This window comes from Chryseobacterium daeguense DSM 19388 (assembly GCF_000430825.1).
Taxonomy (GTDB): domain Bacteria; phylum Bacteroidota; class Bacteroidia; order Flavobacteriales; family Weeksellaceae; genus Chryseobacterium; species Chryseobacterium daeguense.
In genome coordinates this window covers 1-21,765 of the sequence record NZ_AUMT01000004.1, presented here as the reverse complement: position 1 = coordinate 21,765, position 21,765 = coordinate 1, and the positions used below count along the sequence as shown (strand labels likewise).

The window sequence follows — 21,765 nt, the reverse complement described above, 5'->3', positions numbered from 1 at the left end:
TTAGCGTTATTAAATAAATAAACGAGGTATGAAAAAATTAATTTTATTAAGTACATTATCCGTTTTTCTTATGAACTGTAATAAAAAGACCGAGGCTGCGGCTACGGAAGCAGCTCCGGCAGATACTACTGCTGCTACTGAAACGGTGGTGGATACTTTAAAACCAAAATCTTTCTGCTATATGGGTGTTACCGGAAAGGATACCGTTTTTGTAACTCTTGATGATAATCTGGGAACAATTACCGGAAAAATGGTTACCAAAAACAGTGAGAAAGACAGTAATAAAGGAGATTTAAGCGGAATGAAATCCGGAGATACCCTTAAACTGACCTATACTTTTGAAGCTGAAGGAAAATCAGGAAATAAAAATGATATTTATTTTCTTCAGACAAAAGATGGTTTAAGTGAAGGAATCGGTGAAAGAGACGCCGAAACCGGAACAAAATATGCCAGCGGTAAAAAAATAGAATATAAAGGCGGAAGAAATTTAAAAGTTGCTGACTGCAATACTGTCGCAAAAGCTTTTAAATAATTTATATTCCTCAAAAAATAAAAACAGCCTCGAATCGGGGCTGTTTCTTTATTATAGTTCTCTTTTTAAAATCTCTATAAAATCATTTACCGGCTCATCTGCCGTATTCCATGAGGTGATGAGACGTATTGCAGAAAAATTTTCATCAATTTTTTTCCAGACATAAAATTCGAACTTTTCGGATATTTTTTCAATCAAATCATTACTTAAAATAGGAAAGATCTGGTTGGTATAAGTATCAGCAAGGAATTGTACTCCCTTTTCCTTCATTGCATTTTTAATCTTCATGGCCTGCTGATTCGCATGTTTTGCAAGATCAAAATACAGATCATTTTTCATTAGTTCCAAAAACTGGATTCCCAGTAATCTTCCTTTCGCAAGTAAGGCTCCTTTTTGTTTAATATTAAAAGCAAAATCCTGTTGAAGCTCCTTATTATTAATGACAATTGCCTCCCCTATCAACGCGCCGTTTTTAGTTCCTCCCAGATAAAAAACATCCGTAAGCTGAGCAACATTTTCTAAAGTTAGATCACTTATTTCAGAGGTTAAACCATGTCCCAGCCTTGCGCCATCCATAAACAGATACAATCCGTTGTTTCTGCAGAAATCTGACAGCTCTTTTAATTCTTTAAATGTATAAACCGTTCCTAATTCCGTGGAATTTGAAATATAAATCAGCTTCGGCATCACCTGATGAGGGACATTTCTGTGACTTTCCAGCGCAGGAATTATATCTTTTGGAGAAAGTTTTCCGTCTTCTTTTTCTATGCTTAAAACCTTGTGGCCTGTAGCTTCAATGGCTCCGGTCTCGTTATTTAAAACATGTCCTGTAGCAGCTGAAATTGCACACTGATAAGGTCTTAAAATAGAAGAAATTACAATAAGATTGGCCTGGGTTCCGCCGGAAACAAAATAAATTTCCGAGCTCGGGCTTTTCATTTTTTCTTTGATTAATTCTTTTGCCTTTAAAGAATATTGATCTTCTCCGTAACCCGTCTGCTGATCGATATTATTGGCTAAAAGTGATTGTAAAATATTAGGATGACAACCTTCTGAATAGTCGTTTTTGAATGAAAATTTCATGAAGTAAAATTAAAAAAAGTTCATCGAACAAGCATATATTATTGATAATATTTTGTTAGATTTGTATAGAAAACCATCTAACATTTGAAAGCTACACTCACCGAAGAAAATTATCTGAAAGCTTTATTTCATCTCGTTGACAATGAAAGTAAAGTTACGATCAATGAGCTCAGCAAGTTTTTATATGTAAAAATGCCGAGTGTAAACAATATGATGAAAAAGTTTGCGGAAAAAGGCTGGGTAATTTACGAAACGTATAAACCATTGATAGTCACCGAAAAAGGAAGACGAGAAGCGGCTTTGGTAGTAAGAAAACACAGGCTTACGGAAATGTTTCTGGTCAAAACCATGAACTTCGGATGGGAAAATGTGCATGAGATAGCGGAACAGCTTGAGCATGTGCATTCTGCTGTATTTTTCGATAAAATGGATGAAATTCTTGATTATCCCAAATTTGATCCGCATGGTGAGCCAATTCCGGACAAAGACGGAAACATTATTGCCCAAGACCTGCAGAAACTAAGCTCATGTAATGTAGGGGAAACTGTGATTTTTGCTTCTGTAACCCTTTCTGATGATGCTTTTTTAAATTATTTAACGGAAAGAAAGCTTCTTTTAAATACAAAAATTAAGATTATTAAAATTGAAAACTTCGACAAATCCATGGCGGTGGAAGTTGAGGGTAAGCAGGAAATTTTAAGCAAAAAAGCAACTGAAAAAATATTAGTCAAAAAATAAAAAAATCCCGAATTATAAGGTTCGGGATTTATATTTTAAAGTTTTGCTGATTAATCTAAAACACTCCAGCCTCTTTTCGGATTATTGTTATTTGAAACTTCCTGTTCATTAACAATGATATTTTCTTTTCTCTGTCCGATGTAATCCAGCTCGCTTAATTTAGAGAAGATTGTTTCCAGACTTCTCAGCATTTGCTGAATATATAAAAGCGGTTCACCGCAATTGTGATGATCATAATTGGTTTCAGCTACGATGGATAGCTGATTCAGTAAGGTATGAGGAGCAATTTCGCTCCATTCCAGACTGTAATTTAGCATTTCTTCCAGTTCCGCAGGAACCAGAACCTGGGTAGCATTGTATAAGCGCAACGCCAGCTTTGCAAAAGATTCAATTAAAAATACAGGCGGCTGATACGGGGTAATATTTCTGAACTGGAAATACATATCTCCAAACGTATTGATCATCGTGTTACACAGGAACTTAACGTTTTGAGCCAAAGCCGTATTCTGATTTTTATGCGATGCTTTCTGGATGATTTTAAAAGCATACTGCTGCAAATTCCCGATGGATTTCGCAAAAGTATTGTAATAGTCCAACAACGCCGGATGACTCTGAATGGACGTACATGGCGGGATAAAATTAGAATCTACCTGCGCAATATTTCCCTTTAAATCTACTTTCCCTATGATAAGGTAGTTCCCTCCCGAGTAGCTGCTGTTCAGAGAAGTTACAGGGAGAAGCTCAATATGGTGGTTCGATTGTGTATTCGGGTGGCGCGGTGGAATTTCTTCCGGATCAATATCCCCGAACGGAACTTTATCAAACGGGTTAACGGAAATTAAGATATAATAATCTCCATCTGCCTGGTCTTCATTCATTGTTTTGGCCAATGATTTTACGCTTACCCTTCTGTCATTCAGTTCAATCCTGTAACCGGCCATTGTGATGGCGCTGCAATGCTTGATGACTAACTGAACATCATTCGTTGCGGTATTATGAACATCAAAAATAGTCCTGTCTGTAAATTCGTTGGAAATAGGTAAAAGTCCGTAATTATATGTAGTGATTCCCAAAGAATTAGAATCTCTTATGATATCAATTAAAAAATTATCCTGATCATTAAGATGTCTCTGGGAAACCTTCATCCCGTCAACCCAATTGATTGCAAAATGCTTAATAGGCTGTATCATATTCAATATTTTTATGCTGTGTGTGGTTTTCTTACTCCTTCTTCCTCATGCTGGATTACTCTTTTGCAGATCACGACATCGTTTTCTACAATTCTGTTTTCAGTAATATCCTGATCAAAGTCTATATATTTTCTAAAGCTGAAAAATGACTTTTTTGTATAGAAAATCCAGTAATAAGGATCTTTGGCTTCGTCCGAAAGATGGATTATTGAGTTCGGGTTTTTATGGTTATAATCATCCACCACCCTGTAAAACCAGTCTCCGAAAGTAACCCCTGTAGGAAGGGTTTTTGCTTTGATTCTGAAGCGGTTGGAATCTTCAAGATTTTTGCTTAATTCTACATTCAGAACCATGAGACGGTCAAAATCCGCTCCTTCGAAATCAGGAAGTCTCTGTTCCGGGGAATATCTCCATGTCTTATAAATATCCACCGGAATACTGATAAGCTGAATATAACAATAATGAAAAACCAGCGGAACCAGGAAAATCAACATACTTGTAGCTGCCATAATGGGGTAACCGGTACCTTTGCTCATCCAGTTAAAAATCAGGTAAAACAGGTATCCTCCGAAGCCTACACAGGTAAGAGATAGCACGGATTCGAAAAGAATGCTTTTCGTTAAGGAACTGAAATGCTTTTTAAAATAGTGATCAGATAAATTCACATGAATAATCCCTAAAATAAGGTAAACGATCTGCGCAATGAGATACCAGTACGGATTAAAAAGATTTCCAGCAAAACCGAAAATACCCGGAATCGCAAGGCACAAGCTGCAAAGCAGAACATATATAATGATGGTTTTGATCTTAATCGCAGGCTTGTTCCGTCTGATAGCTCCTAAAACTATCATCATAATTACCGCGAATAAAGGCATTAAAATATACCTTAAAAAGATACCTTTTACTGAAGAAATTTCCATTGGTCTTTTTTCAAATTTATATTTTTATTGGTGATTGTAAATATAGTTAAAAATTTTCACAGGAATGTAGAATAGCCGAGCCTGTTTGCATTTCTTTCATCATCTTCCAATGCGAAAGAATATTCTTTTTTTTCTGTGATAAAATTTTCCTCCACATCTACATTTACAGGTAAAAAATAATCATACATTGCCTGTAAAACTTTTCGGAAAGGGCTTCCGTGAATATATTTTTTCATATCCTGATAAGGAATAGGTCCTATGTTCACTACCCAGTTTCTCTGCCCGTCCATGTGCCTTCCGCTTGGAATATAAGTTACACCCAGTCTTGAATTTCCCAGCAGCATAGAATCATCATCTTCCTCAATATCTTCAATGATATTAGGGGTAAAGGTGACCTTTACAGGAACCTGAAGAAAAGCGGTCATGCATCTTTCAAACCATGACTTATCTCCCCTGATCTGGTGAAAAAAAGGCAGAATATAGATAAAAATGTAGGCACTCTTCTTATCAAGCATATTAATTAAAGGCCAGAGCTCGCTTACCGTTTCCAGCAAAGAATCTGTATCACTTGAAATTTCGAAATCAAATTCTTTAAGCAAAGCGCTGATTTCAGTGAAAAATATTTCTAATTCAAATGGTTTAAAAAATCTTCTTGCATCATCTTCTACCCTTTTCTGCTTTCGGATTTCCCGCACTACATTTTCTACATTTTTTCTTGATGCGCCCAGCGAAGGCGGATGAAAAAGACCTTCCGGAAGGTAATCGTAAATGCCTTCCCTATAGGTTTCTATTGTAAAAACTTCTTCATCAAAACCCAAATAGCTGCTCGAAATACTTTTAATATCCTTAAGATAAGCACGGTCATTAATTCCTATTCTATCAATAAAAATATTGCTCACCGCACGATGGTACTTCAGGAGATTTACTGCAACGGCTTCCGCTTTGAAATCTGTCTGAAGTTTATTATAATGCATTTCTACGATATTATTCTCATACATAGTGTTTCCTGTGATTTTTGGCTTGTAAAAATAATATATCTCAAATTCTTGAAAAAATATTTTTCAATTAATTTTATTCTAAAAATAGTAATTATTAAGACTAAAACGAAAAATATAAATCAGAAATAGTAAAAATATAGAAAAAATTAAAGCTAAGACTAAGATTGAGGTTGAGAATCGCAGTCGCAGATTGGGCAAGTTTAAGATTTAGTTAAATTTTTAAATCCTTAGTTTAAGCTTAATCTAAACCTTAAATTAACCGTATCTTTGCACCCTGAAAAATGTTTTATAATGAAAAGTATTTATTCTAAAATTTTAATTTTAGTATGTATTTCAGCATCGCTTTATTCGTATGCATGGGGATTGACGGGTCACAGGGTTATTGCAGAAATTGCTGAGAACCACCTTTCCGGAAAGGCCAGAAGAGAGATTAAAAAAATTATGGGGAATGAACGCTTGGCCTATTGGGCCAACTGGCCGGATTTCATTAAATCTGATACCACCGGTGTATGGAAACAGGCTTCAGCATGGCACTATGTAAACATAGATCCACAGACGGATTTCAAAGCTTTTGAGCAGAATTTAAAAGCGCAGGCCGGAGCAAGCTTATATTCTCAGATCAAGGTTTTATCAAGCCAGATTAAAGATGAAAAAACTTCAGAGAAAGACAGAAAAATAGCATTGGTTTTCCTTATTCATATGATGGGTGACCTTGCACAGCCGCTGCACGTAGGAAGAGCTGAAGATTTAGGCGGAAATAAAATAGATGTAACATATTTTGGAGATAAAACAAACCTTCATTCTGTCTGGGACGGGAAATTGGTAGATTCTCAAAAATACAGCTATACAGAATACGCAAAATTACTGGACATCAAATCAAAAGATGAAGTGGCACAAATCCAGACGGGAACTTTGGAAGACTGGCTTTACGATTCTCATAAAATCGCTAATAAAATCTACGCACAGACACCGGCAGGCTCAAAATTGTCATACGATTATCAGTATAAATTCAATGATATTATGGAAAGACAGCTTCTTTACGGAGGCTTGAGGCTGGCGAAATTGTTGAATGATCTTTTTTAAAATAGTTGACGGGTGATGGTTTAGCCGATTGTCAAACATGGAAAATATAAGAGCGGAACTTTTTGGTTTCGCTTTTTTGTTTTTAAAGTCAAATTAAAAACCTTGAAGGTTTAATAAGAATTTGCACTATTTTTTAATTGTATTGAGGTGCATATTGTTTGAAAGACTGCCTTTCTATGGTGGCTGAGGCTCTCGAAGCCACCAGTCCTGCTGCCCTAGCCCCGATTGCAGTGAAAATCCCGGAATGGAGCGGCGGAGCGAAGCGGAGCCGCGTAATGAGGAATTGCAACGGAAAGCGGGATAAAGCTCCCAATACAATTTTACTGACAACAACTACTCTACACTGTTTTTTCAAAATTTATAGGAAGCCGGAAATGATAAAATCGCCGTTCTGTGACATGAGAGCCATAATTTACAACTAATTTTTGAATTTTAATTTAAATAAATAAAAAATAATTGAAACATGTGTAACCTTTTCACCTTTTGAAACGTATAATATATACTAACTCTTTTTTGAGGATAAAATAGATGAGACAGTTAAAAATTACTAAGCAGGTTACCAACAGGGAAACTGCTTCATTAGACAAGTATTTGCAGGAAATTGGTAAGGTAGAATTGATTACTGCAGACGAAGAAGTAGAATTGGCACAAAGAATCCGTGCAGGTGACAGAGCCGCTTTGGAAAAACTGATTAAAGCCAACCTTCGTTTCGTAGTTTCTGTATCAAAACAGTATCAAAACCAAGGTCTTTCTTTACCCGATCTGATCAATGAAGGTAACTTAGGACTTATGAAAGCTGCAAAAAGATATGATGAGACCAGAGGTTTCAAATTTATCTCTTACGCGGTTTGGTGGATTCGTCAGTCAATTTTACAGGCCTTGGCAGAACAGTCGAGAATTGTAAGATTGCCATTAAATAAAATTGGTTCAATCAACAAAATCAATAAAGCTTACGCTCACCTTGAACAGGAAAATGAAAGACCGCCTTCTCCGGAAGAATTGGCTGAAGTTCTTGACATGAGCGAAGAAGATATTAAGGAATCAATGAAAAATTCCGGTAGACATTTGTCTATGGATGCACCTTTGGTAGAAGGTGAAGATTCTAACCTATATGACGTTTTACGTTCAGGGGAATCTCCAAGTCCGGACAAGGATCTGATGCTGGAATCTCTTCAGATTGAAATTGAAAGAGCATTGAATACTTTGACGCCAAGAGAGGCTGATCTTGTAAGATTGTACTTCGGGTTAAACGGCAAGCATCCGATGACCTTAGAAGAAATTGGTGAAACTTTCGACCTTACGAGAGAGAGAGTTCGCCAGATCAAAGAAAAAGCGATCAAGAGATTGAAGCACAATACCAGAAGTAAGATCTTAAAATCTTATTTGGGTAAATAATTTTAACGAAACAATAAATATCGGAGCCTGAAAAATCAGGCTCTATTTTTTTTGTATTAATTTTAACCATGATATTTTAAATAAAATTAAACTAACCATGAGAAAAATCTTTCTTACTGCTACTCTGCTTTCATTACTATTTTCCTGTAAAGAACAAAAAAATGAAAATGAACATCTTATTGAAAATGCTGTAGAGAATACAGAATCCAGTATTCCCATAAAAAGATTATCCAAGACCCAATCAATGCTTGACGCAATATATTATGAACAAATTAAAAATAATGAAGACCTGAAAAATCTTGATAAACGGTTTCTGTCCCTTCAAAATGACAGTCGAATAATCACCGATCTGCATAATGAAATTATTTCTAAATCAGAAGATTATTATTCAACTGCTAAAGCCTATGCAAATAATATAAAAGATTCTCTCTTGAAAAAAGAAATAGTAAATCTTGTTAAGAACAGTGCCGAGAATTATGATATAAAAGTTAAAAAATTAAATAATATCAAGCGTCAGGTAAATATGAATTATTATAACCTTTTTGGTTACTATAATGCTTTCAAGATCAGGAAAACCCTCCCGGAAATTGAGAAATACCAAAATGAACATCCTTTAAAAGCAGACAGCTTAGAAAATTTCATCAAAAAGCAAAATCAATTAATCAATGAATTGAAAAACCTTAAATAATGGATGAAGTATCAATTATCGGAGCAGGCATAGGCGGTTTAACGCTGGGAAATATTCTGAAACAACGGAATATGAATTTCACCATTTATGAATCCGCACCGGAAATAAAACCCGTAGGAGCCGGAATTATGATGGCCATCAATGCGATGCAGATTTTTGACCAATTAAATGTAAAAGGTAAAATTGAAAACGCAGGAAATAAAATTCATGGGATTTCCATAACTGATGAAAGTTTAAAACCCATCTTAAAGACCAATGCCCTTAAACTCGAAAAGAAATACAACTCCTGCAATGTAGCTATCCACAGAGCAGAATTGCAGAAAATTTTAGCTGAAAAAATTGGCTTTGAACACATTAAACTTAATCATACTTTAATTCAAATTCAAAAAAAGGAAAACTATATTCTTACATTTGACAATAAACAAGAAATTGAAAGCAAAATTATTTTTGGAGCCGATGGAATAAAATCAAAAGTAAGAGATCAGATTATCGAACCCGGGAAAATTCGGAATGCTGAACAAATCTGCTGGCGCGGTCTCGTGGAATTTGATTTACCTGAATCATTCCATCAGGAAGCATTTGAAGCATGGGGAAAAGCAAAAAGGTTCGGTTTTGTAAAAATTTCCCGGAAAAAAGTATATTGGTACGCATTGACTAATAAAAAAAAATTCGACGACACCATTAATCTCATCGATATTTTTAAGAACTTTCATCCCATCATTCTAAAAATTCTTGAAGCCACACCTCTGGAAAATATTATCATCAATGATATTATTGATCTCTCTCCTATATCCAAATGGCATTCTGAAAACCTTTGCCTGATAGGTGATGCAGCGCATGCCACTACCCCAAACATGGGCCAGGGAGCCTGTCAGTCCATTGAAGATGCCTATATTATTGGAAAATTAATGGATATAACTGATAACATTAATGAAGTTTTCGAAAAATTCCAGTCAATAAGAAGAAAAAAAGTAGATTATATTGTAGAAACAAGCTGGAAAATAGGGAAAATATCTCAATGGGAAAAAGGAAATTCAGTAAGAAACTTTTTGATGCGGTTGGTTCCTGAGAAAATGAATCAACAGCTGGTTGAAAAAATCATTAAACTGGAAAAATAATCTTAAGTTATCTTTCCCTAAATTTTACACGTTTGGGTGAATTTTTTTTAAAATTTTCAACTAAATAAAATCAATATCAATCAATAAAATCTATAATTATTTTCATTGATTTATGTCATTTAAAAGAGATTTAAAAATCAAAATATTTAAATCACAAATTATTGAAAATAAACAATTTACAATATTTATTCAAGTATTTGTTGAATGAAAAATAAATTCTATTTTTGACTAAAATTCACAATAACTTGATAACACAATTATGAGGAAATTTTATTTTGTTTTCCCACTTTTAGTAAACATTTTTTTCAATATTTCAGCACAGATAGGTATAGGAACACCTACTATCCAACCGGGAATTGTGCTTCAGGTAGACAGTAATAATAAGGGAGTTTCACTTCCAAATGTAAGCCTTACTTCAACTTCTGTTTTTGCACCCGTAACCGGGACGCCCGTAACAGGATTAACTGTTTACAATACAACCATTGCAGGAGCAGGAACTACGGCTGTAAGTCCGGGGTTATACTATTGGGACAATTCTATTCCGGCTTGGGTGAAAGTTCAGCAGAGAAATGCAAGCGAAACAGCTTTGTTTTCAAATCAGAACACGACTTCTAATATCAATTCCGGAAGTGGAGTTATGACAGATCTTTTTGCCAATGTAAGGTTTAATAATAATCCCGCACTGTATCAGAAAGTAGACAATTCCACTTTAAAAATTAATGAAACAGGCTATTACAAATTGATCCTTAATCTGGATCTTTTTTCCAACGGAAACCGGGATAATTTCGGAATAGAAATTCTTGTTAATAATCTTGAGAATATTGTGACGGATAATTTATATGTGCCTGGAAGAGCCATCAGTGCGCAGCCCAACAGCCGGGCATTCGTGGTCTACGTACCCATTAATGTTGCCGGTTACACGCTTCGGGTAAGATCTTATGAGATTGATCCTAATACAGATGTCTATTTCAGAAATGCCAACACTTCTACAATTTCAATTGAAAAAATAAGATAAAATGGGAAAAAAAATCTTCACTCTACTTTTATATCCAGTTTATTTTCAGGAGCTTTCAGCCAGGTAGGAGTTGCTACAAGCACAATTCCGGATGGCGTAATGCTCCAGATGGGAACTAATAACAAAGGACTTCTTTTTCCAAGAATTCCACTGGTATCAAGAACGTCTACTACTCCGCTGCCGGCTAATATCCCGACAGGAACTTTTGTATTTAATACCGCAACTGCAGGCAGTTTTCCTAATCTTATCAGCCCCGGAATCTACTGGTGGAGCTCAGAAGATCAACAATGGACAAGCCTGAGCACCAATTTTGAAACCGCTACATTAAAGTACACTAATTCTGAAACTTCTACCAATTATAACTCCACCAGCTGGCAGAATGTAAAGCTGTTCGGAAATAAGATCTATAACGAAACAAGCCATATCTACACCGTAAATACGGCAGCACAAACCTTAACTATTAAAAGACAGGGACTATATTCAATTTCTTCCCTGCTGTCTTTCGACAGGCTCAGCAGTGGAAGCAGCTCTATGGTGTCCCTGACTTCCAGAATTTTTGTAAATGGTCTTCCTGCAGGTACAGAACAGGTATTTTCTCCCGAAGAAACGGCCTCTGTAAACGGCAATCGCGGACTATTTTCCCATTCTTTCACAGAATATCTGCAGCTGAACGCCGGAGATATCATCAGCATAAGAATCAAAAAAACAGACGGAACTTTTTCTTCAGGATATGGTGATGCAGACGTAAGGTTTCATGCAAGTGGTGATTCAAGTATTGCCGTTCTCCGTATCCGATAATTTAAACAGAAATCATGAAAAAATCTTATCAGTTATTTCTTACTCTTCTTCCACTTTTACCTCTATCTGGACAGGTGGGAATAGGTACTTCAAATCCTGTATCGTCGGCGGTTCTGGACATTACAAGTACCAACAAAGGAGTTCTTATTCCGCGTGTTGCTCTTGTGGCAACTAATAATAAATTGCCTTTATCCGGAAATATCCCGAACGGAACCCTGGTTTTCAACACAGCAAGCAGCGGCACAGATTCTTTTGCCGTATTTCCAGGGGTCTATCAGTGGTACAACGGAGAATGGCTGTATCCTTCAAGTATGGGAGAACCACGCGCAAAGGCCGTAAAATTCACAAATTCCTCTTCAAGCACAACTAATTTTAATTCTGCATCAACGAGCTCACCTGCAAATATTGATATTTTCAATACGCCAAGCTTTAACGATGATCCCAATATTTTTGAAAAGGTAAATAATTATCAGCTCAGAATAAAACAGACCGGATTATATCTCATTTCGCTTAATCTTGCTTTAAGACAGAATCCCGCCACAGAAGATTCAGAAGTTTACGATTACATTTACTTTAATCTTGACGGTTCACTCGCTTCATCCAGCATTTCCACACTTCCGCCACAGTATGACCCAAGCCGGATCAATATCAGCGGAAGATTTGCCTTTAGCTCAAACTCTTATGTTTATGCCAATGCAGGACAGATTCTTACACTGCAGTCAAAAAGATGGAAAGACGGAAGCACTTATAACGGAACCGTAAATTATGACAGTAATAGCCTGTCAAGCGTTACAATTATCAAACTTAAATAATTGAATTTTGCTGAAAAAGGAACTCATTTTGAGTTCCTTTATTTTTAATAGGTTAAGGTAATTCCGGCTCCCCATCCCATTTCGTTGTCATAGTTTCCGGATACAGACAGCCATTTTTGTAAGATATATCGCAACCCTGTATTGAATTCACCATCAGAATTTACGGTAAAATTTCCTCTCAGTCTTCTGGAAAGCGGAATATCTTCCCTACTTAATTCCAATAATACTTTTCCGTTTTGGTCAACACTTGCATCAGCCGTAATCAGCATCGGCAAAAGATATTGCATTCCCAGAATAAAAGCTCCGCGGGTTTTTGAGGCTTTTTGCTGCCCGAACCATGTTTTCTTACCATGAAATTCCATTCCCATATCTTCCATCATTTGTCTTTCCATGATCTGATGATTTTTTTGAATTCTAAAGCCCGCATAAGGAAGTGCCCACTGGAATTTTCCTAAAAATTTTCCTACTTTAAAATTTCCATCAAAATGATTGAAATCCCAATTGGTATGAAATTCATTCAGATTGGCCCAGCGTGGCCCGAACATCGTCATTGTTTCTGCATGAATTTTATTACTGTTGATATCCAGCATTGCCATAGAACTGATCATTCTGTTGTCTTTAAGAAAGTTTTTCCATGCTAGTTTTCTATTGGGAAGCTGGGGATTCGGTTCAGAATTTTCATAACTGAAAATCCTTCCCATTCCCGCCATCATGTGATATAGAATGTGGCAGTGGAAAAACCAGTCACCATCCTGATTCGCAGCAAACTCAATCGTATTGGTTTCCATCGGCATAATATCAACCACATTTTTCAAAGGTGAATATTCTCCTTTTGAATTGATCAATCTAAAATCATGGCCATGAAGGTGCATTGGGTGGCGCATCATAGAATTATTATACATCGTAATTCTCAGAATTTCTCCTTTTTTAACCAAGATTTTATCCGTTTCTGTAACGGTTTTGTTATCTAATGTCCACAAATAGTGGTTCATGTTTCCTTCCAGCGTAAATTTTAATTCTCTCACATTTTCGGTGGGAAGAATTGTTTTTTCCGGCGATTTCAACATATTATAAGCCAATCGTTTAATAGATTTTTCCTCAGTCATATTCATCCCTGAATGATTAGAATGATTTTCTTTGTCTGCTTTAATTCCCATCATTTCATTCATGTGCTTCATCGTCATTTTTCTCTGGCTTTCAGGCAGTTCGGGATACATTACTTCATTCATATCCATCATTTGATTACTCATCGTCATGTTCATCGGCTTCATATTTCCGCTCATCTCCATCATCCCGTTCATCATTTTCATACCTTCAAAAAGCTTTAACCTTGGTAAATCCGGGGCTTTCATTTTCTCGCCGGAACCCAGCCAAAGTGAGGCATGACCTATTCTGTCTTCAGACGTTGCCCTAAATTCAAAACTTTTGTCTTCAGGGATTGTTACTTCAATATCGTATGTTTCAGACATCCCGACAATAAGACGATCTACTTCCACAGGAACCACATCATTTCCGTCATTCTCAACGACTTTTATTTTTCCACCGCCGAAATTCAGCCAGAAATAGGTTGACGAACCTCCGTTGGCAACTCTCAGCCTGACCTTATCTCCCTTTTTCAAATGAGAATAATCTGAACTTGGAAGTCCATTGATAAGAAATTTATCATAATAAACATCACTTACATCCATCGCTTCCATTCTTTTCCATTCATTAAGGGCTTTTGTACCGAAATTTCCAGATTTTATGGCTTCCCAATAACTCTGAACTGCATTTTTTTTGATCGCGTACCAATCCGTATTTGCCATGTGAAGCCTTCTTGCAATCTGTACCGGATTTTCATCACTCCAATCTCCCAGCAATACAGGAATTTCTTTGGTATAATTCACCTTTGGATCACCTTCCCTTTTTTGAAAAACCAAAATCCCGTTCATCCCGATTTGTTCCTGAAGTGCTTCATGAGAGTGATACCAATATGTTCCGTTTTGGGAAACTTTGAATTTATATAAATGAGTTTCTCCCGGTTGTACAGGCTTTGTCGTAAGATACGGAACTCCATCATGCTCGTTTGGTAAAATCACACCGTGCCAGTGAAAGCCTGTGTTTTCCTTCAGCATATTGTGAAGGTATATTTCTGCTGTATCTCCTTCTGTAAAATATAAAGTCGGAGCCTGCAATTTTCCGTTTACAGCAATTGCCCGGCGGTTTTTTCCTGTAAAATTTACAATCGTATCTTTTACATATAAATCGTAACGAACCGTTTTCCCGCCGAAGCTTACCTTCCCGTTTTCTGAATTTCTTTTTAAAACAGAATTTTCAGTTTCAGGTTCAGATTGAAGCTTGGAATGATTTTCAATTTCAACCAAATCCATCCCACATTTCGGGCATTTTCCGGGTTGATCAGAAATTACTTCCGGATGCATCGGGCAGGTGAATTTTTGAGATTGAGACTGAGTTTTAGGGTTAGTTTTAGAATCTTGTAAAGCTTGAGTTTTAAATTGTATTGGTTTTTGATAATTTAAGTTTGGTTTGACAATTTTGGTTTTGTAGGTTTCCTTGGGTTTCTTTGTTTTTTTAACATCAACCTTTTTCTCAATTCCTAGTTTAACGGTATTTTTAATTTCCGTTGCTTTTATTTCCTTTTTCGGTAAAGTTTTTACCTGTGGCTTTGCTATGACTTTCGGTTTTATGACGATCGTTTTTCTTACTAAAGTCATTCCGCATTTTGGGCAGTCTCCAGGCCTTGAGGATACCACTTCGGGATCCATTGGACAGGTAAAAAACGTTTTTGTAGTTTGTGCAAAAGTGATAGCAGAGAATAAAAACAACAGAAATATTATTATTTTTTTCATAATATTTCGAGGTTTTTAAGTTGTATAACTTAATTTAAACTTGCTCAGATAAAAACAAAGCTTGTAAAGATTTCCTTGAAATTATTGAACATGGTTTTAAGCTCGCAAGATGTTTTGCTTGACAAAGATCTCAAAAGTTCTCAACAATTCGCTTCAAGTAAATTTTAATTTAAGCTATACAACTTATTATTTTTAAATAAAATAGACAGATTATTTTATCTCAGACTTAACACTTCCGCAGGAAAGCATAGAACTTCCGTAGTACGGATTTACAATTTTCTTTTCATCGCTCAGCCAGCTTCCGTCTGCCATAGGACAATACTGAACATAAATCGGATTTTCGGAAAGCTTAAACTCCTTTGTAAGCCCGATCATGTTGTCTGATAAGTTATAAAAAGTTTCACGCTGCGCTGTAATATTTCTGGCTTCCGAAATTGCAGTTGCGTCTTTTCTGAGAATGTTTAAATTTCCCTCAGAAACCATTTTATAATCAACAGTAGAAGCTGTTTTGATGAATTCTGCGGCAGCTTTTGAAGTTTTATATGCATCGTCCGAAGCCAGGGCAGATTTTATAGCAATATAATTCTGATACAGCTTAGAAACCTGTGCATCTTTTTTGGATTGTGCTGAAAGTGAAATGATTGAAAATAAAGATAATGCTGCTGTAATGATATATTTTTTCATTGTTTTAAATTTTAGAATAATAAGTTTTTATAAGAATCGTTACAAAATCGCACGTAACGACAGATCATGTCATTCATAATGATAAGATTATCAAATGACTGACAAATTTTAAATTCTAAAATTACAATAATGAATAAAAATAGGAACTGGCCAATTTTCCGGAGGCGCGTTGATCCGGATCTGAGTGAATTTTGTAGCTGAAAAAGATTTATCTACAAAGAAAAACTCAGGCTGCTGGATTTCTGCAATCTGCTTTACAAAATCAATTTTAAGAAGATCTGATTTTTGACAATCATCAACTTTTACAACTTTAATTTCTGTTTTGCAGCAGTCTTTTTTCGTTTTAACACCGCATTTGCTGCAGGTATCATCAACTTTCTGACTGATGGAAGCTAATTTCTCCATACAATAATGAACGCTGAAAACCGCTCCGGAAGAGAATCCGAAGTAGAAAACAGAAAACAGTATAGCCAGTATCTTTTTCATTAGAGCAAAGATAAAAATATATGTGGTAGGTGTGTTATAAAATTCTGTAATCTTGTTATAAAATTCAGGAAAACAAAAAACTCCTGAGAATCCAGGAGTTTTATTTATAATTTATTTTAAGCAGATGATATACCTATTAGCTAATTCCTAATTCCTAATTCTATAATCTGTTTATTTAATCTTAAACTCTAATTTCACATTAAAGAAACGCCCCGTTAAACGTACCGGAACCGGATACATCAAATTCGTGTTTGCATCTGCAATCCATTGATTAGCCACTGTATTTCTGATGTTGAACGCATTGAAAACCTGAACACCCAAGGTAAGCTCATCAAAGTTACCCCAGAAACCATACGCTTTATTTTTTTCCTTAGGATCAATAAACACATAAGACAATCCTAAATCTACTCTTTTGTATGAAGGCAGTGTTTTCTGATATTGATATCTAGCATCAATATCAGGATGTCCATTTTGATCTAAAACTATAGGAGCACCAGTCGGTAATCCCATTGCATAAGTCAGTGTAAGGTTTACACGCATTTTTGGAAAAGCCGGCATATAGTCCTGATAAAACATTGCAAATCTGAACCTTTGATCTGTAGGTCTCGGGATATCTCCTTTTCCGTCAATATTTTCATAAACCCTTGCATAACTCGCAGATAACCAAGAATCTACACCTGGTACAAATTCCCCGAATAATCTCGCATCAATACCGTAAGAATAACCGGAAGCATTATTCTTCCCTGAGTAACGAATCCTTACATTGTCCATATAATATGGAATGAGGTTATCCATTTTTTTATAGTAAAGCTCTGTAGTAAGCTTAAATGGCCTGTCATACATATAAAATTCATAATCATTGGCTAAAATTGCCTGAATTGATCTCTGAGATTTTATATTGCTGTTAAAATTACCATCCAAATCTTTGATTTCCTTATAGAAAGGTGCCTGATAATAGATTCCTCCCGAAAGCCTGAACAACATATCTGTATCCCAATCCGGCTTGATGGCAAACTGCGCCCTTGGAGAGAAAATAGTTTCATTATTAAAGCTCCAGTGAGCAACTCTGGCTCCCGCGTTCACGAAAACCTTACTGCTTCCCCAGAAAAATTTCTGGGAATACTGTGCGTATGCAGATAATCTCGTTGGTTCAATATGATTTTTTCCGGAAATATTGTACATGAGTTCCAAATCTCCCGGATTTCTCGGATCCGTAATAAATTCTTCATGAGGAAGGCTATATCCGGCAGAATCCAGCAGCTTCCATTCGTTGGTAAGATCTTTAAGGTTTTCCTTTTCGAATTTAAATCCAACTTCAATATCCGTATTCACATTAGGAGAAAAACGCGTTCTGAACTGTGCTCCATACGTTTTTACAAACAAATCATTTCTTGCATGCTCAATCTGCCCGCCTGAATCATAGGACGTCACCGGTGCACCTGTAATGGGGTCAAATGTCTGCAAAATATAAGCTGAGGCGATGGAATAATATTCTCTTTCACGGTTCTGATAGGCAAAACCGTCCAATGTGAATCTCCATTTATCTGAGGGCTTATAGTTCATGGAAACCGTTCCCATCATATTCTTATACTTGTCGTCTTCACGTCCTGCGTAGGCTACATTGAGTTTTAACGGCTGCTGTAGACTTCCGAAGTCCACTTCCCTTTCTTTAGGAATCATTTCGTAATCATTTTTAGAATAATATCCGATGAATGATAGTGTAAATTTCGGGCTGAAATGATAATTAAGATACGTCTGGAAATCCATGTATTTAGGATTAAAATCGGTATCTTCTTTTAAAGTATTAAGAACAAGGTTTGTATTTCTGTATCTTCCTGAAAATAAAGCGGTAAACTTCCTGTTATCATCTTTGCCTTTCCCTGAGGCGTAACCGGCAGTCAGTCTTCCGCCAATTAAGCTGCCTTCCCCGGAAAGCTCAAATTTTTCAGGTTCTCTGTAATAAATATTTAAAGCAGAAGACATTTTATCGCCATATCTCGGTTCAAAACCTCCTGCAGAGAAGTTCACTGTAGAAACCATATCAGGATTGATGATACTTAAACCCTCCTGTTGGGAATTCCTGATCAGGAACGGCCTGTAAATTTCAATATCATTAATGTAGATAAGGTTTTCGTCATAGTTTCCACCACGAACCATGTATTGTGAAGACAGCTCCGTATTGGAGTTTACAGACGGTAACGTCTTGATAATTCCTTCAATACCTCCGGAAATACTTGCTACATTCTGCGCATCTTTCGCTGAAATTTTTACAGTAGTAAGGTCGTTTGTTTTTCCTGTTGTTTTTTTCTGGAAAACTACTTCTTCAATGCTAGTAGTTTTTGTAGTATCCTTCTTTTTTGCCTGGGAGAATACTATTGCGGGAACCAAAAGGCTTAGTGGTAAAACTAGTTTTTTCAAAAGAAATGTTTTAAAATTTCAAACGTGAATATATAAATTTTATTTTAACTTATTTAAACTTTATTTAACATTTAAAAATCAGAACGCTAAACGGACATCAATATCACATTAAACATTCTGATTCTTTGTATAAATATTGTTTGTAAGAGCTACAAAATAGCCTCTCTTACTCTTGTTAACTTCTGTAAAAGGTCTTCCAGCAAATCTAATCTCAGCATATTAGCTCCGTCTGATAAAGCCGTTTCGGGAGTAGGATGTGTTTCTATGAAAATTCCGTCCGCGCCTACTGCAATACCTGCTTTTGCTACAGTTTCTATGAGATCCGGTCTTCCACCTGTAACGCCCGAACTTTGATTCGGCTGCTGTAAAGAATGTGTAACATCCAGAATTACAGGTGCATACTGTCTCATGGTAGGAATTCCCCTGTAATCAACAATTAAATCTGTATATCCAAATGAATTTCCTCTTTCAATAATTGCCACTTTTTGATTATCAGAATCTGTGATCTTCTGAACTGCAAATTTCATGGATTCCGGAGAAAGAAACTGTCCCTTTTTTAAAGTAACACACTTTCCGGTTTTTGCAGCAGCAACCAAAAGGTCTGTCTGACGAACCAGAAATGCCGGAATCTGCAGTACATCAACATATTGTGCTGCCAGAGCCGCATGCTCATTTTCATGGATATCCGTAGTGGTAGGAATATTAAAAGTCTGACCCACTTTTTTAAGGATTTCCAGAGATTTTTCCTCACCGATCGTGGTAAATGAGTCTACCCTGCTTCTGTTGGCTTTCTTAAAGCTTCCCTTGAAAATATACGGAATATTATATTTATTTGTAAGTTCAACCACCTTTTCAGCAATCCTTAATGCCATATCCTCCCCTTCAATAATACAAGGCCCTGCAATCAGGAAAAAATTTTTGGAATCTTTGTGATGAATATTATCTAAATACTGAATCATTTTATTTTTATTAAAAAGTTGAGTAAAAATACTGATAAAGTTTGGGAAATGGAAATTATTTGAGGGCTTTAAAGACTATAGCTGCAATAGTTTTGGTCTTTTGAATTTTTTGATTTTATTTTAAATAAGGCTTCGCCGGGCTCAGTCTTTATTGTTATTCTAAAACTGGAGCATCTTCAATAATACCTTTCAGTGATTCCGGAATAAACGGCCTTCCTCCCGTTGCCGGAACACAAGTACCGGAAAAAACTGAACTTGCAACTATTTTTGAGACAAAATTTATATACTTCTTTACGCTACATTTTTAGATTGGTTAGACATTAAATTTAATATAAAATTATGCCAATTCAAAAATTAGAGTTATATTTGCCGCCGCAATTATTCGTTTTCGATTTGTTTTTTGCAACCAAATATCATTCTACGTTTGATGTTACTTTCTAGATTGATAAAAATGAAATTCAATTAGTTTAGAAAAAATATAATACATAATGAAAAAAAATCAACAACAAAAATCAATTTCTTCTCATTTTCACATAATAAATAAGTTTATTTATGTAGTCATTTTTATAAGCTGTTTAAGTTTTGCACAGAACAATAATTGTTCAAACATTACTCCGCCAAATTTGGTTAGAAATGGCAATTTTGAAGAACACAGTAATCCACCTAGTAATATTGGTCAACTAAATTACTCGTGTGGTTGGCAAGATCTATCTTTTATGACATCTGCCGATTATTTCAATTCAGATGCAACATCATCAGTAGGTGTTCCTTCAAACGCCTTTGGTAATCAAGCGGATAAAATCATTGGAAACCACGCTTATGCTGGTATCGTTGTAGGAAATACTTATAGTGAGCCTTTAAAAACCGAGTTAACGAGTTCTTTGCAACCTAACACCAAATACCGATTGTCTTTTGATGTATCGAGTGCAGAGTATTTTACGTCAAATCCAGTTAAAATGCAAGCATTTATTACAGATGCAAACTTAAACTTAACGGGAGTGAGTATTCCAAGTGCAAATATAACTTCGGATAAAGTTTTTTTAACAAATCCAAGTTTTTCAGGCCCTTCTTCGGCAACTACATGGGAAACTATTACTTTTACATTTACAACCAGCAGCAACTCTAATTTAAAATATCTCTATATTGGAGGATTAAATAATGTGCAATTTCAAAACAGTACTAATCAGAGCAGCTATTTTTATATAGATAATGTTTCGCTAGTTCCTTTTTCGTCACTTGGATTATCGGAATTAAATATTGATAACGATAATATTGAAGTTTTTCCAAATCCCGCCGACTCGATAATCAATATTACAAACTCAAAGTCAGATATAAAATCTATTGAATTGTCTGATATGGGGGGGAGAGTTTTAGAAGTAAAAAAAGTCAATAAAAAAGATATTCAATTTGATATATCAAATTATGAAAATGGCACTTATTTAATTAAAATAATTACAAAAGACGGCAATACCATTAAAAAATTCATTAAATACTAATAAATTTTGGTAACTACATACAATTTTACACAAATTTAGACAAAAAATAATCCCCTTCTTGCGTTGGGGATTTTTTATTATTCTTCATCTTTTGGATTGTAGTCTAATCCTTTTTTAAGTTTTTTATTAAAATCAGACAAGTCTTCTTTTTCATATTTCTCTAATGCTGAACTTGCAACTATTTTTGAGACAAAATTTATATACTCTTTATGCTACATTTTTAGATTGATTAGACATTAAATTTTGATACTCTCTTATGGTTAAATTTCCTAAAGCTGAATGCCTTCTCTGGGTGTTGTAAAATGTTTCTATATATTCAAACACAGAGTTTTTGGCGTGGTCTCTAGTTTCATATTTATTTTGATAGACAAGTTCGGTTTTCAGAGTTTTGAAAAAACTCTCCGCTACAGCATTATCATAGCAATTTCCCTTTCCACTCATACTTCGGGTAATATTTTTCCCGACTATTGACGTAAATTCTGTGCACGCATACTGTATCCCTC

Annotated in this window: 21 protein-coding genes; 10 read left to right on the top strand and 11 right to left on the bottom strand. The window is 35.6% G+C overall.

The window, feature by feature from the left end; genetic code table 11:
- Positions 1-28 precede the first annotated feature (28 nt).
- On the top strand, positions 29-532 hold the full coding sequence (locus H560_RS0106620) for a hypothetical protein (protein ID WP_027379315.1): 504 nt from the start codon (positions 29-31) through the stop codon (positions 530-532).
- A 51-nt stretch (positions 533-583) separates the two neighbouring features.
- Here H560_RS0106620 and H560_RS0106615 read toward each other — a convergent pair whose 3' ends face one another.
- A complete protein-coding gene (locus H560_RS0106615; protein ID WP_027379314.1) occupies positions 584-1,615 on the bottom strand; it encodes a threonine aldolase family protein in 1,032 nt (343 codons plus the stop codon).
- An 84-nt stretch (positions 1,616-1,699) separates the two neighbouring features.
- On the opposite strand from H560_RS0106615, the gene H560_RS0106610 reads away from it, so the two are divergent.
- Positions 1,700-2,353, top strand: a complete 654-nt coding sequence (locus H560_RS0106610) for a metal-dependent transcriptional regulator (RefSeq protein ID WP_027379313.1) — start codon at positions 1,700-1,702, stop codon at positions 2,351-2,353.
- 50 nt (positions 2,354-2,403) lie between these two features.
- On the opposite strand, the gene H560_RS0106605 is transcribed toward H560_RS0106610, so the two are convergent.
- The 3 genes from H560_RS0106605 to H560_RS0106595 are packed head-to-tail and all read right to left on the bottom strand — an operon-like array spanning position 2,404 to position 5,461.
- Complete coding sequence (locus H560_RS0106605) at positions 2,404-3,543, bottom strand: hypothetical protein (RefSeq protein ID WP_027379312.1); 1,140 nt, start codon at positions 3,541-3,543, stop codon at positions 2,404-2,406.
- Positions 3,544-3,554: 11 nt separating this feature from the next.
- The gene (locus H560_RS0106600) at positions 3,555-4,463 is read right to left on the bottom strand and encodes a TssN family type VI secretion system protein (RefSeq protein ID WP_027379311.1); all 909 of its coding nucleotides are present in this window, start codon (positions 4,461-4,463) and stop codon (positions 3,555-3,557) included.
- 56 nt (positions 4,464-4,519) lie between these two features.
- Positions 4,520-5,461 (bottom strand): type VI secretion system baseplate subunit TssG, encoded by a 942-nt coding sequence (locus H560_RS0106595; protein WP_027379310.1) that lies wholly within the window; start codon positions 5,459-5,461, stop codon positions 4,520-4,522.
- 291 nt (positions 5,462-5,752) lie between these two features.
- On the opposite strand from H560_RS0106595, the gene H560_RS0106590 reads away from it, so the two are divergent.
- Positions 5,753-6,544: a S1/P1 nuclease gene (locus H560_RS0106590; RefSeq protein ID WP_027379309.1), complete on the top strand. Its 792-nt coding sequence runs from the start codon at positions 5,753-5,755 to the stop codon at positions 6,542-6,544.
- Between the two features lie 133 nt (positions 6,545-6,677).
- On the opposite strand, the gene H560_RS22925 is transcribed toward H560_RS0106590, so the two are convergent.
- On the bottom strand, positions 6,678-6,899 hold the full coding sequence (locus H560_RS22925; RefSeq protein WP_155844973.1) for a hypothetical protein: 222 nt from the start codon (positions 6,897-6,899) through the stop codon (positions 6,678-6,680).
- A gap of 173 nt (positions 6,900-7,072) precedes the next feature.
- Between H560_RS22925 and H560_RS0106580 the strand changes: the two genes are divergently transcribed.
- The 6 genes from H560_RS0106580 (at position 7,073) to H560_RS0106555 (ending at position 12,370) form a co-directional block, all read left to right on the top strand.
- Positions 7,073-7,939, top strand: coding sequence for a sigma-70 family RNA polymerase sigma factor (locus H560_RS0106580; protein WP_002979276.1), 867 nt, complete (start codon positions 7,073-7,075; stop codon positions 7,937-7,939).
- Between the two features lie 97 nt (positions 7,940-8,036).
- Positions 8,037-8,627 carry a hypothetical protein gene (locus H560_RS0106575; protein ID WP_027379307.1) on the top strand — a complete coding sequence of 197 codons (591 nt, stop codon included), beginning with the start codon at positions 8,037-8,039 and terminating at the stop codon, positions 8,625-8,627.
- On the top strand, positions 8,627-9,745 hold the full coding sequence (locus tag H560_RS0106570) for an FAD-dependent monooxygenase (protein WP_027379306.1): 1,119 nt from the start codon (positions 8,627-8,629) through the stop codon (positions 9,743-9,745). Before H560_RS0106575 ends, H560_RS0106570 begins: the two co-directional genes overlap by 1 nt.
- 259 nt (positions 9,746-10,004) lie before the next feature.
- Positions 10,005-10,760, top strand: a complete 756-nt coding sequence (locus H560_RS22310) for a hypothetical protein (protein WP_027379305.1) — start codon at positions 10,005-10,007, stop codon at positions 10,758-10,760.
- Between the two features lie 108 nt (positions 10,761-10,868).
- Positions 10,869-11,558 carry a hypothetical protein gene (locus tag H560_RS0106560; RefSeq protein WP_155844972.1) on the top strand — a complete coding sequence of 230 codons (690 nt, stop codon included), beginning with the start codon at positions 10,869-10,871 and terminating at the stop codon, positions 11,556-11,558.
- Positions 11,559-11,572: 14 nt separating this feature from the next.
- Entirely contained in the window at positions 11,573-12,370 is a 798-nt protein-coding gene (locus H560_RS0106555; protein WP_027379303.1) for a hypothetical protein, read from the top strand.
- A 44-nt stretch (positions 12,371-12,414) separates the two neighbouring features.
- Here H560_RS0106555 and H560_RS0106550 read toward each other — a convergent pair whose 3' ends face one another.
- From H560_RS0106550 to kdsA, 5 genes are all read right to left on the bottom strand, one after another.
- A complete protein-coding gene (locus H560_RS0106550; RefSeq protein WP_027379302.1) occupies positions 12,415-15,219 on the bottom strand; it encodes a multicopper oxidase domain-containing protein in 2,805 nt (934 codons plus the stop codon).
- 210 nt (positions 15,220-15,429) lie between these two features.
- The gene (locus H560_RS0106545) at positions 15,430-15,903 is read right to left on the bottom strand and encodes a DUF3347 domain-containing protein (protein ID WP_027379301.1); all 474 of its coding nucleotides are present in this window, start codon (positions 15,901-15,903) and stop codon (positions 15,430-15,432) included.
- 108 nt (positions 15,904-16,011) lie between these two features.
- Positions 16,012-16,389 carry an HYC_CC_PP family protein gene (locus H560_RS0106540; protein ID WP_027379300.1) on the bottom strand — a complete coding sequence of 126 codons (378 nt, stop codon included), beginning with the start codon at positions 16,387-16,389 and terminating at the stop codon, positions 16,012-16,014.
- Between the two features lie 171 nt (positions 16,390-16,560).
- Positions 16,561-18,807: a TonB-dependent receptor plug domain-containing protein gene (locus H560_RS0106535; RefSeq protein WP_027379299.1), complete on the bottom strand. Its 2,247-nt coding sequence runs from the start codon at positions 18,805-18,807 to the stop codon at positions 16,561-16,563.
- 149 nt (positions 18,808-18,956) lie between these two features.
- Complete coding sequence (gene kdsA, locus H560_RS0106530) at positions 18,957-19,766, bottom strand: 3-deoxy-8-phosphooctulonate synthase (RefSeq protein ID WP_027379298.1); 810 nt, start codon at positions 19,764-19,766, stop codon at positions 18,957-18,959.
- Between the two features lie 488 nt (positions 19,767-20,254).
- Between kdsA and H560_RS0106525 the strand changes: the two genes are divergently transcribed.
- Positions 20,255-21,262, top strand: coding sequence for a T9SS type A sorting domain-containing protein (locus H560_RS0106525; protein ID WP_081413936.1), 1,008 nt, complete (start codon positions 20,255-20,257; stop codon positions 21,260-21,262).
- Positions 21,263-21,469: 207 nt separating this feature from the next.
- Here H560_RS0106525 and H560_RS0106520 read toward each other — a convergent pair.
- Positions 21,470-21,765 (bottom strand): IS3 family transposase (locus H560_RS0106520; RefSeq protein WP_027379296.1); only part of this gene is annotated, 296 nt, incomplete at its 5' end.

Bases quoted from the DNA above. Each gene is read 5' to 3' on its own strand.
- H560_RS0106575 (WP_027379307.1), top strand. From the start codon at position 8,037: ATGAGAAAAATCTTTCTTACTGCTACTCTGCTTTCATTACTATTTTCC.
- H560_RS0106545 (WP_027379301.1), bottom strand. From the start codon at position 15,903: ATGAAAAAATATATCATTACAGCAGCATTATCTTTATTTTCAATCATT.
- H560_RS0106590 (WP_027379309.1), top strand. From the start codon at position 5,753: ATGAAAAGTATTTATTCTAAAATTTTAATTTTAGTATGTATTTCAGCA.
- H560_RS0106615 (WP_027379314.1), bottom strand. From the start codon at position 1,615: ATGAAATTTTCATTCAAAAACGACTATTCAGAAGGTTGTCATCCTAAT.
- H560_RS0106600 (WP_027379311.1), bottom strand. From the start codon at position 4,463: ATGGAAATTTCTTCAGTAAAAGGTATCTTTTTAAGGTATATTTTAATG.
- H560_RS0106595 (WP_027379310.1), bottom strand. From the start codon at position 5,461: ATGTATGAGAATAATATCGTAGAAATGCATTATAATAAACTTCAGACA.
- H560_RS22310 (WP_027379305.1), top strand. From the start codon at position 10,005: ATGAGGAAATTTTATTTTGTTTTCCCACTTTTAGTAAACATTTTTTTC.
- kdsA (WP_027379298.1), bottom strand. From the start codon at position 19,766: ATGATTCAGTATTTAGATAATATTCATCACAAAGATTCCAAAAATTTT.
- H560_RS0106550 (WP_027379302.1), bottom strand. From the start codon at position 15,219: ATGAAAAAAATAATAATATTTCTGTTGTTTTTATTCTCTGCTATCACT.
- H560_RS0106605 (WP_027379312.1), bottom strand. From the start codon at position 3,543: ATGATACAGCCTATTAAGCATTTTGCAATCAATTGGGTTGACGGGATG.
- H560_RS0106525 (WP_081413936.1), top strand. From the start codon at position 20,255: ATGAAAAAAAATCAACAACAAAAATCAATTTCTTCTCATTTTCACATA.
- H560_RS0106540 (WP_027379300.1), bottom strand. From the start codon at position 16,389: ATGAAAAAGATACTGGCTATACTGTTTTCTGTTTTCTACTTCGGATTC.
- H560_RS0106570 (WP_027379306.1), top strand. From the start codon at position 8,627: ATGGATGAAGTATCAATTATCGGAGCAGGCATAGGCGGTTTAACGCTG.
- H560_RS0106555 (WP_027379303.1), top strand. From the start codon at position 11,573: ATGAAAAAATCTTATCAGTTATTTCTTACTCTTCTTCCACTTTTACCT.
- H560_RS0106560 (WP_155844972.1), top strand. From the start codon at position 10,869: ATGGGAACTAATAACAAAGGACTTCTTTTTCCAAGAATTCCACTGGTA.
- H560_RS0106620 (WP_027379315.1), top strand. From the start codon at position 29: ATGAAAAAATTAATTTTATTAAGTACATTATCCGTTTTTCTTATGAAC.
- H560_RS0106580 (WP_002979276.1), top strand. From the start codon at position 7,073: ATGAGACAGTTAAAAATTACTAAGCAGGTTACCAACAGGGAAACTGCT.